Source organism: Pseudogemmobacter sp. W21_MBD1_M6 (assembly GCF_052119585.1).
Classification (GTDB): Bacteria; Pseudomonadota; Alphaproteobacteria; order Rhodobacterales; family Rhodobacteraceae; genus JBGQOJ01.
The window spans coordinates 91,084-105,351 of sequence record NZ_JBGQOJ010000003.1 but is presented as its reverse complement, the minus strand read 5'-3'; the positions used below and the strand labels follow the sequence as shown (position 1 = coordinate 105,351).

Genomic DNA, 14,268 nt, shown 5'->3' with positions numbered 1-14,268 from the left:
GGGAGAGAGAAACAATGACACTGGTACTAGAGGGCGTCTCGAAGGTCATAAACGGCCAGACGCATATTCATAAGACAGACCTTACGTTGCAGAACGGCACGATGAACGTGCTGCTTGGGCCGACGTCCTCGGGGAAAACCTCAATGATGCGGCTGATGGCGGGGCTGGACGTGCCCAACACCGGTCGGGTGCTGTGGAACGGCAAGGACGTGACCGGAATGCGGGTGCAGGACCGCAAGGTCGCCATGGTGTACCAGCAGTTCATCAACTATCCCAGCATGACCGTCTACGACAACATCGCCTCGCCGATGCGCCTGATGGGCAAGACCAGGGCCGAGATCGACACCGCCGTCCACAAGGCCGCCGATCTGATGCAGCTGGGTGCGATGCTGGACCGCAAGCCGCTGGAATTGTCCGGCGGCCAGCAACAGCGCTGTGCGCTGGCACGCGCGCTGGTCAAGGATGCGGGGCTGGTGCTGCTGGACGAACCGCTGGCCAACCTCGACTACAAACTACGCGAGGAACTGCGCGCCGAAATCCCGAAGATATTCGAGGAGGCGGGGTCGATCTTTGTCTATGCCACTACCGAACCCGAAGAGGCGCTGCTGTTGGGCGGCAACACCGCCACCCTGTGGGAGGGCCGCGTCACGCAGTTCGGGCTGACCCCGTCGGTGTATCGCAGACCGGTCAACGCCACCACGGCGCGGGTGTTCAGCGACCCGCCGATGAATTTCATGAGCCTGACCAAATCCGGCGATACGCTGTCCTTCGGCAAAGGGGCAACAGCCGCCGCAACCGGCACGCTTGCCACATTGCGCGACGGGAAATATCTGGCCGGATTCCGCCCGAACCATCTGGAGCTGGAGCCGAAAACGAAGACCAGCATCGCCTTTACAACCCGCCTGTCGGTGACAGAGATCACCGGGTCGGAAACCTTTGTGCATCTGGATCACGAGGGCGCACGCTGGGTCGGTCTGATCCACGGGGTGCGCAATCTGACGTTGGGGCAGGATCTGACCGTCTACCTTGACCCCGCGCATGTCTACATCTTCGCGGAGGATGGCAAGTTGGTTGCCCCCGCCGCCTATGCGGAGGCCGCGTAACCATGGCAAAGATCACGCTTGATAATCTGGCGCATTCCTATCTGAAGACCCCGAAATCCGAGGATGATTTCGCCCTGAAGGAGCTGAACCACGACTGGGCCGACGGCGAGGCTTATGCGCTTCTTGGGTCGTCCGGTTGCGGAAAGTCCACTCTTCTCAATATCATATCCGGCCTTCTTCATCCATCGCAGGGGCGTATCCTGTTCAACGGGCAGGATGTAACCAATGCCCCCACGGCACAGCGCAACATCGCGCAGGTGTTCCAGTTCCCGGTGGTCTACGACACCATGACCGTCCACGACAATCTGGCCTTTCCGCTGCGCAATCGCGGTGCGGATGCGTCTTATGTCGCGGCCCGCGTCAACCAGATCGCCAGGATGATCGGCATGGAAGAAATGCTGAACCGCAAGGCGCGCGGCCTGACGGCGGACGCCAAGCAAAAGATCAGCCTTGGGCGCGGCATGGTCCGGGAGGACGTCAACGCGCTGTTGTTCGACGAGCCGCTGACGGTGATCGACCCGCATATGAAATGGGAACTGCGGACCCAGTTGAAATCCCTGCACCACGAATTCGGCCACACGATGATCTACGTGACCCATGACCAGACAGAGGCGCTGACCTTCGCCGACAAGGTGGTCGTCATGTATGATGGCCGCGTCGTGCAGATCGGCACCCCGCAGGAACTGTTCGAGCGTCCCGCGCATACGTTTGTCGGTTACTTCATCGGATCACCCGGCATGAACGTGCTGGATGCGCAGGTGACGGGTGCCACCGCAATCATCGACGGCACAGAGGTGCCGCTGGGGGCGGGGTATGGCGCGCTGGACGGCAAAGTGCAGATCGGCGTGCGGCCTGAATTCATCCGGCTGGGACGCGGCCCCGAAGGCCTGCCCGTGCGCATTCGAAGGGTCGAGGATGTGGGCCGCCACAAGATCGTTCGCGCAGAAATGAACGGACATGAAATCAATGTAATAGCCGCCGAAGGTGATGTGATTGGCGCGGATATGAACCGCGTTGTCTTTGATCCGGCAGGGATCAATGTCTACCGCAACGACTGGCGTGTGGCGCCTGTGGGCAGTGCGAAAGAGGAGGCCGCCTGATGAACAAGACAGTCAATCAAAAAGCGTGGTTTCTGGTGCTTCCTGTGCTGCTGCTTGTGGCCTTTTCCGCCGTTATTCCGCTGATGACCGTGGTCAATTACTCTGTTCAGGACACCTTTGGCCAGAACGTGTTTTTCTGGGCCGGTCTGGACTGGTTCAAAGAGATGCTGGCGTCAGAACGGATGTGGAACGCCCTTGGCCGCCAGGTTCTGTTCTCGGCGATCATTCTGGCGATAGAGGTGCCATTGGGGATTTTTATCGCGCTGAATATGCCGAAAAAGGGGTTCTGGGCCTCGTTCTGTCTGGTGCTGATGTCTTTGCCGCTGCTGATCCCGTGGAACGTGGTCGGCACCATCTGGCAAATCTTTGGCCGCGTCGATATCGGGCTGCTTGGCTATACGCTGGACAAACTGGGCATCGCCTATAATTACACGCAGGACAGCTTTGCCGCCTGGGCCACCGTCATTGTGATGGATGTCTGGCACTGGACCTCGCTTGTGGCGCTGCTGGCCTATGCCGGTCTGCAATCCATCCCCGACGCCTATTATCAGGCCGCCAAGATAGATCAGGCCAGCCGCTGGAAAGTGTTCCGCTTTATCGAACTGCCAAAGATGGCCGGCGTGCTGATGATCGCGATCCTGCTGCGGTTCATGGACAGCTTCATGATCTACACAGAGCCCTTCGTGGTCACAGGTGGCGGGCCGGGCAATGCTACGACGTTCCTGTCCATCGACCTTGTGAAAATGGCCCTTGGCCAGTTCGATCTTGGCCCGGCGGCGGCGTTCAGTCTAATGTATTTTCTTGTTATCCTTCTGATTTCATGGGTGTTTTTCACCGTTATGACAAACCTCGACAAAAGGGATGGCCTGTGATGACCAACACCGCACCCGCACCCGCGATCCCCCGCAGCCGCAGCTACCGCATCAACGGTTCTGCCGTGGTGATGGGGATTTACCTGCTGTTTCTCTTGCTGCCGATCTACTGGCTGGTGAACATGAGCCTGAAGACGAACACCGAAATCCTCGGGGCGTTCTCTCTTTGGCCGCGCAACCTGACCTTTGCGAACTACGCCACGATCCTGACCGACCCCAGCTGGTATATGGGCTATGTCAACAGCCTGATCTATGTGTTCATGAACATGGCAATCAGCCTGACCGTGGCGCTGCCTGCCGCCTATGCCTTCAGCCGGTATTCGTTCATGGGGGACAAGCACCTGTTCTTCTGGCTGCTGACCAACCGGATGGCCCCGCCCGCCGTGTTCGCACTGCCGTTCTTTCAACTGTATTCCAGCGTCGGGCTTTTCGACACGCATATCGCGGTGGCATTGGCGCATTGCCTGTTCAACGTGCCCCTGGCGGTGTGGATCCTAGAGGGCTTCATGCGCGGCGTGCCGAAAGAGATCGACGAGACCGCCTATATCGACGGCTATTCCTTCGGGCGCTTCTTCATCCGGATTTTCATGCCCCTGATTGCCAGCGGCATCGGCGTCGCGGCGTTCTTCTGCTTCATGTTCTCGTGGGTGGAGCTGTTGCTCAGCCGCACCCTTACCACGGTAGAGGCCAAGTCGATCGCATCGACCATGACCCGCACGGTCAGCGCCTCTGGCCTGGACTGGGGTGTGCTGGCGGCGGCGGGGGTGCTGACCATCGTGCCCGGCGCATTGGTCATCTATTTCGTCCGTAACTACATCGCCAAGGGCTTTGCCCTGGGCCGCGTATAAAGGGGTTTCACCATGCTCGACTGGATGGCCTGGACCACACCAACCGCAATCTTCTTCGTCACAATCGGCTGCCTTCTGGTGATTTTCACCGTGCTTGCGATCAAGTTCCCGGAAACGCCGCGCACCGGCGTTCTGCGGATCGAAACCACAAGGGGCGACCGCCTGTTCATCACGCTTCTCGGCTCTGCCTTTATCAATCTGGCATGGCTGGGGCTGGAAATAGCACCGCAGCCCTACGCGCTGCTTGCCTGTCTGATCTATGCCGCAGCGGTCTTTCGCTGGGTCTAGTCAGTTTCGCCGCGGTCCGGGCCGGAAATGCCCGCCGCATACTATCGGTTCTTAAGGGAGGAAACCAAATGAACCCCAATCTTAAATCCTCAACGGCCCTTGCACTTGCGCTTGGTCTGCTGGCAGGTCCGGCATTCGCCGACATGGACGCCGCAAAGGCGTTCCTGGACGCAGAGATCGGCGATCTTTCGACGTTAAGCCGCGCCGATCAAGAGGCGGAAATGCAATGGTTCGTCGATGCGGCAGCGCCTTTTGCCGGCATGGAAATCAACGTGGCGTCGGAAACGCTGACCACGCATGAATACGAATCCAAGGTTCTGGCCGCCGAATTCGCCAAAATCACCGGGATCAAGATCACCCACGACCTGATCGGCGAGGGCGACGTTGTTGAAAAGCTGCAAACCCAGATGCAGTCGGGCGAGAACATCTATGACGCCTATGTCAACGACTCTGACCTGATCGGCACCCACTGGCGCTATCAGCAGGCCCGCGACCTGACCGACTGGATGGCGAACGAGGCCAAGGACGTGACCAGCCCGACGCTGGATCTGGCCGACTTTATCGGCACCGATTTCACAACTGCCCCCGACGGCAAGCTGTATCAGCTGCCCGACCAGCAGTTCGCCAACCTTTACTGGTTCCGTCAGGACTGGTTCACCGATCCGGCGTTCATGGAAGAGTTCAAGGCAAAATACGGCTATGACCTTGGCGTTCCCGTCAACTGGTCGGCCTACGAGGACATCGCCGAATTCTTTACCGGCAAGACGATCGACGGTCAGGAAATCTTTGGCAACATGGATTACGGCAAAAAAGACCCGTCCCTGGGTTGGCGGTTCACCGATGCGTGGCTGTCGATGGCCGGAAACGGTGACAAGGGTCTGCCGAACGGCAAGCCGGTTGACGAATGGGGCATCCGCGTTGACGAAAACGACCGTCCTGTCGGATCTTGCGTGGCACGCGGTGGCGACACAAACGGCCCGGCGTCGGTCTATGCTGTGACCAAATATGTCGAATGGCTGAAGAAATTCACACCCCCCGCAGCGCAGGGCATGACCTTTGGCGAGGCCGGTCCGGTTCCGGCACAGGGCGCGATCGCGCAGCAGCTTTTCTGGTATACCGCATTCACCGCGGACATGGTCAAAGAAGGCCTGCCCGTGATGAACGAGGACGGCACGCCGAAATGGCGCATGGCACCGTCGCCGCATGGCGTCTACTGGAAGGACGGGATGAAACTGGGCTATCAGGACGTTGGCGCCTGGACCCTGATGAAATCCACGCCTGCGGACCGCGCCAAGGCAGCATGGCTTTATGCCCAGTTCGTCACCTCTAAAACCGTGGACGTCAAGAAAAGCCATGTTGGCCTGACCTTCACCCGCGAGTCGACGATCCAGGACAAAAGCTTTACCGAGCGCGCGCCGAAACTGGGTGGCCTGATCGAGTTCTACCGCTCGCCGGCCCGCGTTCAGTGGTCGCCAACCGGCACCAACGTTCCCGACTATCCAAAGCTGGCACAGTTGTGGTGGCAGAACATCGGCGATGCGTCTTCGGGTGCAAAGACGGTGCAGGCGGCCATGGACTCGCTGTGCGCAGAGCAGGAAAAAGTCATGGAGCGGATCGAGCGGTCCGGCGTTCAGGGCGACATCGGCCCGAAAATGGCCGAAGAGCATGATCTGGCCTATTGGAACAAGGTTGCCGTCGACGGCGGAACCCTTGCGCCTCAGCTGATGCTGGAAAATGAAAAGGACACGCCTGTGACCATCAGCTATGAAGAGCTGATCAAGTCCTGGCAGTAACGCCTTTGGTCGGGGCCTTTCGGCCCTGACCCACACCGACGCGAAGGCGGCTGTCTGCCAAAGGCGGCCGCCTTTTTGACAGGGAAAGAGGGAGGGAGGCCTTCGATGAGCCATATTCTTGCGATTGATCAGGGCACCACGTCCAGCCGCGCGATCATTTTCGATGCCGCGATGAAGGTCGTGGCCTCCGCACAAGAGGAATTCCCCCAGCATTATCCCGACAGCGGATGGGTCGAACATGATCCCGCCGATCTGTGGTCCACCACCGCAGGCACCTGCCGCGCCGCGATCGAACGGGCGGGGCTTGCCCCCGAAGACATCGCCGCCATCGGCATCACCAACCAACGCGAAACCACCCTTGTCTGGGACCGCGATACCGGCCAGCCGGTGCATAACGCCATCGTGTGGCAGGACCGCCGCACAGCGCCTTTCTGCCGCCAGATGCGCGACGCGGGCCACGCCGATATGGTCACCGCCAGAACCGGCCTTCTGATGGACCCGTATTTTTCGGGGACAAAGCTGAAATGGATCCTCGACCATGTGGACGGGGCGCGCGACCGCGCCCGCGTGGGCAAGCTGATCTTCGGGACGGTCGACACCTATCTGATATGGAAGCTGACCGGCGGGGCCGCCCATGTGACCGACGCCACCAATGCCGCCCGCACGCTGCTGTATGATATCCACAAAGGCAGGTGGAGCAAGACCATCTGCGATCTCTTTGATATTCCTATGGAAATGCTGCCAGAGGTCAAGGATTGCGCCGCTGATTTTGGCATGACCCGCCCCGACCTGTTCGGTCGTGCGATCCCTGTGCTGGGCGTCGCGGGCGACCAGCAGGCGGCGACGCTGGGTCAGGCCTGTTTCGAACCCGGCATGATGAAATCCACCTATGGCACGGGGTGTTTTGCGCTGTTGAACACCGGCGATACTGCGGTCGTATCCAACAACCGGCTTTTGACCACCATCGCCTATCAGTTGGACGGGAAACCCACCTATGCGCTTGAAGGCTCTATCTTTATTGCGGGTGCTGTCGTGCAATGGCTGCGCGACGGGCTGAAAATCATCCGCGAGGCGAAAGAGACGCAACCGCTGGCAGAAACAGCCGATCCGACGCAGCAGGTCGTGCTTGTGCCCGCCTTTACCGGCCTTGGCGCGCCCTATTGGAACGCCGAATGCCGGGGCGCGATCTACGGGCTGACGCGCAATTCCGGCCCCGCCGAACTGGCGCGCGCCGCGCTGGAAAGCGTCGGCTACCAGACCCGCGACCTGCTGGAGGCGATGCAGGCCGACTGGCAGGGCAAAGGTGCCAGCGCCACCCTGCGGGTCGATGGCGGGATGAGCGCGTCGGACTGGGCGATGCAGTTTCTGGCCGACATCACCGGCGCCCCGGTAGACCGCCCCGACGTGCTGGAAACCACAGCCCTCGGGGTGGCATGGCTGGCTGGAATGCGGGCGGGGCTTTACCCGGATCAGGCGGGCTTTGCCAAAAGCTGGGCGCTGCAACAGACCTTTACGCCCATGATGGCCGACGACCAGCGCGAGGCGAAATATGCCGCCTGGAAACGCGCGGTAAAGGCCACGCTTTCTTATTGAAGAACGGGGTGTATTATAATGATATCGTTTGATTTTATGACATCTGGCCGGATCAGGTTCGGTCGTGGAACCCGCGATGCGGCAGCGCCTGCGATCACCGCGCTGGGGCGCCGGGTTCTGCTGGTCCGGGGCAGGTCTGTCGCATGGGTCGACGTGCTGCAAGATACGCTGATTGCGGCCGGTTGCGATGTCGTGCCGGTGTTTGCGTCAGGCGAACCCGATCTGCCGCAGCTTGACGCCTGTGTCGCCCTTGGCCGTCGGGCGCGGGTCGATGTGGTTGTGGCCGTCGGCGGCGGATCGGCGATTGATCTGGCCAAGGCGGCTGCGGCCTTGATCCCCGGCCCGCACCCCGCCATGATCCATCTGGAGGTGGTGGGCGAGGGCCGCCCGCTGGGCCCGGCCCCGCTGCCCTTCATCGCCATTCCCACAACATCGGGCACCGGCGCGGAAGTGACGAAAAACGCCGTCATCACCGTGCCCGACCATGCCCGTAAGGTCAGCCTGCGCGATGACCGTATGGTGCCGGTGCTGGCGATCATCGACCCCGCGTTGACTGATAACTGCCCGCGTCCGGTGACGCTGGCATCGGGCCTTGATGCGGTGGTGCAGGTAATCGAGCCTTACCTGTCGTCGAAGGCCAACGTGCTGACCGACGCGCTGTGCCGCGATGCCATCCCGCGCGGGCTGTCGGCGCTTGGCCGTCTGATGCAGGGCGAAGACGCCGCCGCCCGCGATGATCTGGCCTTTACCAGCCTGATCGGTGGCATGGCGCTTGCCAATTCCGGCCTTGGTGCGGTGCATGGTCTGGCGGGGGTGATCGGCGGCTTGTGTGGCGCGCCCCACGGGGCGATCTGCGGGCGGTTGCTGCCCGCCGTGCTGATCGAAAACCGCGCCGCCTGTGTGGCGCAGGGGCGGGCGATCGACCGTTTCGATCAGGTGGCGGGCTGGATCGACGCCAGTCTGGGGCACAGCGAGGATGCCTTTGCCCATCTGGAAACCCGCATAGACGCATGGGGCAGCCCGCGACTTGCCGCACTGAACGTAACGCCCGACCTTTTTGATCGCATCGCCACCGAGGCGGCGGCGTCCTCGTCCATGCGCGGCAATGTCCTGCCTTTGCCTGCAACGACACTGGCCCGCATCTTGGCCCGCTCCTAGGTGGGGTCGGCGCCGACGCGCACCAGTTGCTTGCCGAAATTTCCGCCCTTCAGCAGCGCCAGAAATGCCGCCGGTGCCGCCTCCAGCCCTTCGGCCACGGTTTCGCGGTAGGCCACCTTGCCGGATTTGACCAGAGGTCCGACCTCGGCCAGAAACGCGGGCATCCGGTCATAGTGGTCGAAGATGATAAAGCCCTGAACGCAAAGCCGCTGCCGCAGGATCGCACCCCAGATGGCAGGGGCCGGCATGGCATCCGCCGCCCCCGAGTACCACGCGATCATGCCGCACAGCGCAATCCGCCCATGGGTGTTCATCACCGGCAGCACCGCCTGAAGCGTCTTGCCGCCGACGTTTTCGTAATACAGGTCAACCCCGTTCGGGGCGGCACCGGCAATCGCGGAACTGAGCGCTGCCGCATCGCCCGCGCGGTGGTCAAGGCAGACGTCATAGCCCAGATCACTGACCGCAAAGGCGCATTTTTCCGGCCCGCCCGCGACACCGATCACCCGCAGGCCCTTTTGTCTGGCCAGTTGCCCGACAAGGCTACCGACAGCCCCCGTCGCGGCAGAAACCACAATCGTCTCGCCCGCCTTTGCGCGCAGGATGTCGTTCAGCCCGACCCATGCGGTCAGGCCGGGCATGCCCAGCACCCCAAGATACGTCGAGATCGGCGCAACGTCGGGGTCGATCTTTTGCACACCCGTGCCGTCGGATATTCCGTGGCTGGCCCAACCGTTGGGCGCCACGACGATGTCGCCCACGGCAAAGCCGTCATGGCGCGAGGCGGTCACTTCGGCCACGCATTGCGCCTCCATCACGCCGCCCACCTCGACCGGTTTGGCATAGGATCTGGCGTCGTTCATCCGGCCGCGCATATAGGGGTCCAGCGACAGCCAGATCGTGCGGGCGATGAACTGGCCCTGCTCCGGTTCCGGCAGGGGAAAGTCCTCGATGCGGAAATTGTCCAGCGCGGCCTCGGCCTTGGGGCGGCTGGCAAGAACGATACGACGGGCAATCTGGGGCATGGGGGTGCTTTCGGTTAGGGCGGGCGCGGGTTTGCCCCACGGCACGGTCTTTGCCCCATGTTGCACCATCCGGGGGCCAAAGGACAGGCCGGGATGCCCCCGTTGGCGATCGCTGTCGCCCGGACCCCGACAATTCGATATTTCTGCGGGGATGCTGCGGGCACACTGTGGTCAGTGCCACAGGGCTAGGCTACCAAATGACAGGGTTTCGTGTGACGGCACGCGACAAACGCGCCGGGCGGGCAGGGGTTTTCAAAATGCGTGAGGCGGCAATCGACAAAGCCAGCGGTAGCCTGCTGATCCTTCTGACGGTGCTTGTCATCCTTGTCGAATGGACCGGAGACGCGCTGTTTTCCCATCTGGCGGCGGCGGGGGTGGTTGCCATTCTTGCGCTGTTGTTCACGCGGGTGCGCTGGTCACGGCAGATCTTTGTGGTTGTGGGGCTGGCGTTGTTTGTGGCGGCGGTTCTGACGCGCCCCGACTGGGCCGACCTGACCCTGACCGCGCTTGGCCGTGCCGCCTTTATCGCGGCGTTCTTTACGGCGCTGGCCACATTGCGCAACGCGTCGGAGACCTCTCCCGCTATTTTGCGCAGCGGCCGGTTTCTGGCCCAGCAACCCCCCGGACGGCGCTATGCCGCGCTGACCGTGGGCGGGCATCTGTTCGGGCTGTTGCTGACCTATGGCGCGCTTGGCCTGCTGGGCGGTATGGCGGCGGCGAACGCACATCAGGAACCCAACGCCGAGATCCGCGCCCACCGCCTGCGCCGCATGTTGCTGGCGATCCAGCGCGGGTTCGTGTCCACCTTGCCGTGGTCGCCCCTGTCGCTGGCCATCGCCATTTCCACCTCTCTGGTGCCGGGTGCGCCTTGGTCGCAGGTGGTCTGGCCCTGCCTTGTCACCGCCGCGATTCTGGCGGTCACCGGCTGGGCGCTTGATACGATATTCAAGCCGCGCCTGACCGCGCCGGCCCCTGTGCGCGGCAAACCGGAGGGCACATGGGCGGTGATGCTGCCGCTTGTGCTGTTGTTGGTGATCTTTGGTGTTTTGGTTGGCGGTCTTCATGGTGCGACGGGCATCCGCGCGGCGGGGGTTGTCATGCCGGTGGTGCCGTTTATCGCGCTGATCTGGATTGTGGTTCAGCATCGGGGGCAGGGCCATGCCGCAGGGGCCGTGGGGCAGGTGCAAACCTATGTCACGCGCCATTTGCCCGGTTACCGGTCAGAGCTGGTGCTGCTGATGATGGCCGGGTTCATCGGCGGGATGGGCACGGTCATTCTTGCGCCATTGGTCAGGGCTGCGGGGCTTGATCTGTCGTCGGTGCCGGGCTGGACCATTCTGGTGGCGCTGGTCTGGGTTATTCCGGTGACGGGGCAGTTGGGGATGAACCCGATCCTGTCGGTATCGTTGATTGTGCCGCTTTTGCCCGATGCCGCGACCATGGGGGTCGATCCTGTGGATATCGTTGTCGGGCTGACCGCCGGTTGGTCGCTTTGCGGTGCCAGCTCTCCCTATACGGCGACGACGATGATGATCGGCTCTCTGGGGCGGGTCAGCGCGTTCCATGTCGGGGTGCGTTGGAACGGGATATATACGCTGGTTTGTGCTGTGCTTATGTCCTTTTGGGTGGCCTTTGTGGCGCTGACCTAAAGCGTGTCGCATTGGCGGCAGCGCAGGGCTTTGTCACAAAACCTTCAGCCAACCGACACATAACGTTGAACCCCGCACCTTAGACCCCGCTTAACAACTGCGGGGATTTGAGTGTGCTGAACATAACTAGACTGACCAAACGGTTCGGTGACAAAGCGGCTGTCGATGCTGTTTCGCTTTATGCGGCCGAACCCAAGATGATTGGGATCATCGGCCGCTCGGGGGCGGGCAAATCCACATTGCTGCGGATGATGAACCGCCTGACCGATGCGACCGAGGGCGAGATCCACTACGGCAACCGCGAGATCACCGCGCTAAAGGGCCGCGCCAAGCGCCAGTGGCAATCCGAATGCGCGATGATCTTTCAACAGTTCAATCTGGTGCCGCGTCTGGATGTGGTGTCGAACGTGCTGCACGGCACATTGAACCGCCGCTCTACTCTGGCCACGATGTTCAACCTGTTCCCTCAAGGCGATATCCACCGCGCAATTGAAATCCTTGACCGTCTGGGTGTGGCAGAACACGCGACCAAGCGCGCCGAGGCACTGTCGGGTGGCCAGCAACAGCGTGTCGCGATTGCCCGTGCGCTGATGCAGGACCCCAAGATCATCCTTGCGGACGAGCCCATCGCCAGCCTTGACCCGATGAACGCCCAAGTGGTGATGCAGGCCCTGCGCCGCATCCACGAGGAAGACGGCCGCATGGTCATCGCCAACCTGCACACCCTTGATACCGCCCGCACCTATTGCGACCGCGTGATCGGGATGCGCGACGGGCGCGTCGTGTTCGACGGCACGCCCGCGCAACTGACAACCGGTGTCGCCCGCGACATCTACGGTGCCGACGAGACCTTCTCGGAGGCCGCAACCTCGACCAGCCTTGACGGCGCCGAGGCGCATGTCGAACGCGCCCGCCGCGCCGCAAATGCCCCCGCATAACCCCTTTACCCTGCCGCCGGACATCTGGCGGTTCCATCTGGAGAGTGACATGAAAAAGACCCTTCTTGCAGCCTTTGTGGCAACAACGACCCTGACTGGCGCGGCCTTCGCTGACAGCCACGCCATCACCGAATTCCGCATCGGCGTTCTTGGCGGTGAAAACGCGCAGGACCGCATGACATCGAACGAATGCTACCGTGCGGCAATCGAAGAGGCGCTTGGCGTGCCGACCAAAGTGTTCACACCTGCTGATTATGACGGCGTTATCCAGGGCTTGCTGGGCGGCGCGCTTGATCTGGCATGGATGGGTGCCTCGTCTTACGCCAAGATCTATCTGACCGACCCCAAGGCGGTCGATGTGGCCCTGATCAAGCAGAATGTGGACGACTCGACCGGCTACTACTCGATCGGTATGGCCCGCAAGGACTCTGGCATCACCAAACTGGAAGACCTGAAGGGCAAAGTCTTTGCCTTCGGTGATCCGAACTCCACCTCTGGCTTCCTGATCCCTTCGGTTGAAATTCCAACCGTCACCGGCGGCACGATGGAATCCGGCAATTACTTCGGCGAGGTGAAGTTCACCGGTGGCCACGAGCAGACCATCGTGGCTGTTGCCAATGGTGACGTGGACGGCGGCGTGACCTGGACCGACGGCCTTGGCAACTGGGAAGACGGCTATAACTCTGGCGCGTTGCGCCGTGCAGTCGATGCGGGCCTTGTCGACATGAATGACATCGTCCAGATCTGGAAATCGAAAGAGATCCCCGAAGGTCCGATGGTTGTCCGCTCGACTCTGCCGGACGATATCAAGGCAAAGGTCATCCAGCTGACCGCAGACCTTCATGAAACTGACAAGGAATGCGCCTACGGTGTTGCAGCGGGCGAAGCGAAAGACTTCATTCCTGTCACCCATGACGCCTACCTGTCGATCGTGGCTGCCCGTCAATTGAAGGGCAACTGAATTTCATCAACATCTGGCGGGCTTCGGTTTATTCCGGGGCCCGTCAATTTTTATGGACGACCTATGTCAAGCGGGGCAGGAAAATGGCGGAACTGACCGCAAACACGATCACAGCAGACTACATGGACCTTGTCCGCCGCAAACGGATGTATAGCGGCATCCTTATTCTGGTGTTCGTCAGCCTGATGGTCAGCGGTTTCATGACCGCCGACGCGCGCAATGCGGGGGGCTTCTGGTCCGGCATCGGCAATATTTTCGACTTTCCCTCTGACCTTTTGGCAGAGGCATGGGACGAGCGCGGCCAATTGACCGTGCACATCCTGAAATTTGTGCCCTCGTTGATCGAAACCCTGAACATCGCGGGCGCGGCCACGGTGATCGGCGGCGCAGCCGGTCTGGTGTTGTCGCTGCTTTCGACCCGCGGTCTGGCGCGCTGGCCCGCGCTGATCCCGGTGTTCCGCCGCATGATGGATATCATGCGCGCCATGCCCGAAATCGTCGTGGCGCTGGTGTTGATCTTTGTCATGGGCAGCGGGCCGGTTCCGGCGATGATCGCCATCGCGCTGCATACAGCGGGCGCCTTGGGCAAGCAATTCTCGGAAGTGAACGAAAACGCGGACCTTAAGCCTGTCGAGGGGCTGCATTCCGTCGGCGCGGGCTGGGCGCAGCGCATGTGGCTTGGGGTGATCCCGCAGGTCGCCCCCAACTATTTCAGCTATGCCCTGCTGCGGTTCGAGATCAACATCCGCGCCTCGGCCATCCTTGGCTTTGTCGGGGCGGGCGGCATCGGATACGAACTGCGCAACGCGATGGGCTGGGGGCAGGGCCAGTATGACGAGGCGGCGGCGATCTTTTTGCTGCTCTTCCTGTCCATCGTCGCCGTTGACCAACTGTCCGGCGTGATCCGTACCCGACTGACCCAAGGGGCAAAACCATGAGC

Annotated in this window: 13 protein-coding genes; 12 read left to right on the top strand and 1 reads right to left on the bottom strand. The window is 61.6% G+C overall.

Annotated elements, in window-relative coordinates:
- Positions 1-14: 14 nt before the first annotated feature.
- The 8 genes from ACEN2R_RS06030 to ACEN2R_RS05995 all read left to right on the top strand — a co-directional run bounded on the left by ACEN2R_RS06030 (position 15) and on the right by ACEN2R_RS05995 (position 8,755).
- On the top strand, positions 15-1,103 hold the full coding sequence (locus tag ACEN2R_RS06030) for an ABC transporter ATP-binding protein (protein ID WP_442040233.1): 1,089 nt from the start codon (positions 15-17) through the stop codon (positions 1,101-1,103).
- 2 nt (positions 1,104-1,105) lie between these two features.
- On the top strand, positions 1,106-2,203 hold the full coding sequence (locus tag ACEN2R_RS06025) for an ABC transporter ATP-binding protein (protein ID WP_442040231.1): 1,098 nt from the start codon (positions 1,106-1,108) through the stop codon (positions 2,201-2,203).
- A complete protein-coding gene (locus tag ACEN2R_RS06020) occupies positions 2,203-3,075 on the top strand; it encodes a carbohydrate ABC transporter permease (protein WP_442040229.1) in 873 nt (290 codons plus the stop codon). Before ACEN2R_RS06025 ends, ACEN2R_RS06020 begins: the two co-directional genes overlap by 1 nt.
- Positions 3,075-3,923, top strand: a complete 849-nt coding sequence (locus ACEN2R_RS06015) for a carbohydrate ABC transporter permease (RefSeq protein WP_442040227.1) — start codon at positions 3,075-3,077, stop codon at positions 3,921-3,923. The genes ACEN2R_RS06020 and ACEN2R_RS06015 overlap by 1 nt, the downstream gene beginning before the upstream one ends.
- A gap of 12 nt (positions 3,924-3,935) precedes the next feature.
- Entirely contained in the window at positions 3,936-4,211 is a 276-nt protein-coding gene (locus ACEN2R_RS06010; RefSeq protein WP_442040225.1) for a DUF2160 domain-containing protein, read from the top strand.
- A 68-nt stretch (positions 4,212-4,279) separates the two neighbouring features.
- A complete protein-coding gene (locus ACEN2R_RS06005) occupies positions 4,280-6,004 on the top strand; it encodes an ABC transporter substrate-binding protein (RefSeq protein WP_442040223.1) in 1,725 nt (574 codons plus the stop codon).
- A 105-nt stretch (positions 6,005-6,109) separates the two neighbouring features.
- Positions 6,110-7,597, top strand: a complete 1,488-nt coding sequence (gene glpK / locus ACEN2R_RS06000) for a glycerol kinase GlpK (RefSeq protein ID WP_442040221.1) — start codon at positions 6,110-6,112, stop codon at positions 7,595-7,597.
- Between the two features lie 18 nt (positions 7,598-7,615).
- Positions 7,616-8,755, top strand: a complete 1,140-nt coding sequence (locus ACEN2R_RS05995; protein WP_442040219.1) for an iron-containing alcohol dehydrogenase — start codon at positions 7,616-7,618, stop codon at positions 8,753-8,755.
- Here ACEN2R_RS05995 and ACEN2R_RS05990 read toward each other — a convergent pair.
- Complete coding sequence (locus ACEN2R_RS05990) at positions 8,752-9,780, bottom strand: NADP-dependent oxidoreductase (RefSeq protein WP_442040217.1); 1,029 nt, start codon at positions 9,778-9,780, stop codon at positions 8,752-8,754. The two genes, ACEN2R_RS05995 and ACEN2R_RS05990, sit on opposite strands and share 4 nt — an antisense overlap.
- A 257-nt stretch (positions 9,781-10,037) precedes the next feature.
- Between ACEN2R_RS05990 and ACEN2R_RS05985 the strand changes: the two genes are divergently transcribed.
- The 4 genes from ACEN2R_RS05985 to phnE all read left to right on the top strand — a co-directional run bounded on the left by ACEN2R_RS05985 (position 10,038) and on the right by phnE (position 14,266).
- Positions 10,038-11,429, top strand: a complete 1,392-nt coding sequence (locus tag ACEN2R_RS05985) for a hypothetical protein (RefSeq protein WP_442040215.1) — start codon at positions 10,038-10,040, stop codon at positions 11,427-11,429.
- A 113-nt stretch (positions 11,430-11,542) separates the two neighbouring features.
- Positions 11,543-12,367, top strand: coding sequence for a phosphonate ABC transporter ATP-binding protein (gene phnC, locus ACEN2R_RS05980; RefSeq protein ID WP_442040213.1), 825 nt, complete (start codon positions 11,543-11,545; stop codon positions 12,365-12,367).
- A 49-nt stretch (positions 12,368-12,416) separates the two neighbouring features.
- Positions 12,417-13,328, top strand: coding sequence for a phosphonate ABC transporter substrate-binding protein (phnD, locus tag ACEN2R_RS05975; RefSeq protein ID WP_442040439.1), 912 nt, complete (start codon positions 12,417-12,419; stop codon positions 13,326-13,328).
- An 83-nt stretch (positions 13,329-13,411) separates the two neighbouring features.
- Entirely contained in the window at positions 13,412-14,266 is an 855-nt protein-coding gene (gene phnE, locus ACEN2R_RS05970; RefSeq protein WP_442040211.1) for a phosphonate ABC transporter, permease protein PhnE, read from the top strand.
- Positions 14,267-14,268 lie beyond the last annotated feature (2 nt).

What these genes read in the sequence shown, in the direction of transcription:
- ACEN2R_RS06030 (WP_442040233.1), top strand. Translation starts at nt 15, where the DNA reads ATGACACTGGTACTAGAGGGCGTCTCGAAGGTCATAAACGGCCAGACG.
- ACEN2R_RS06025 (WP_442040231.1), top strand. Translation starts at nt 1,106, where the DNA reads ATGGCAAAGATCACGCTTGATAATCTGGCGCATTCCTATCTGAAGACC.
- ACEN2R_RS06020 (WP_442040229.1), top strand. Translation starts at nt 2,203, where the DNA reads ATGAACAAGACAGTCAATCAAAAAGCGTGGTTTCTGGTGCTTCCTGTG.
- ACEN2R_RS06015 (WP_442040227.1), top strand. Translation starts at nt 3,075, where the DNA reads ATGACCAACACCGCACCCGCACCCGCGATCCCCCGCAGCCGCAGCTAC.
- ACEN2R_RS06010 (WP_442040225.1), top strand. Translation starts at nt 3,936, where the DNA reads ATGCTCGACTGGATGGCCTGGACCACACCAACCGCAATCTTCTTCGTC.
- ACEN2R_RS06005 (WP_442040223.1), top strand. Translation starts at nt 4,280, where the DNA reads ATGAACCCCAATCTTAAATCCTCAACGGCCCTTGCACTTGCGCTTGGT.
- glpK (WP_442040221.1), top strand. Translation starts at nt 6,110, where the DNA reads ATGAGCCATATTCTTGCGATTGATCAGGGCACCACGTCCAGCCGCGCG.
- ACEN2R_RS05995 (WP_442040219.1), top strand. Translation starts at nt 7,616, where the DNA reads ATGATATCGTTTGATTTTATGACATCTGGCCGGATCAGGTTCGGTCGT.
- ACEN2R_RS05990 (WP_442040217.1), bottom strand. Translation starts at nt 9,780, where the DNA reads ATGCCCCAGATTGCCCGTCGTATCGTTCTTGCCAGCCGCCCCAAGGCC.
- ACEN2R_RS05985 (WP_442040215.1), top strand. Translation starts at nt 10,038, where the DNA reads ATGCGTGAGGCGGCAATCGACAAAGCCAGCGGTAGCCTGCTGATCCTT.
- phnD (WP_442040439.1), top strand. Translation starts at nt 12,417, where the DNA reads ATGAAAAAGACCCTTCTTGCAGCCTTTGTGGCAACAACGACCCTGACT.
- phnE (WP_442040211.1), top strand. Translation starts at nt 13,412, where the DNA reads ATGGCGGAACTGACCGCAAACACGATCACAGCAGACTACATGGACCTT.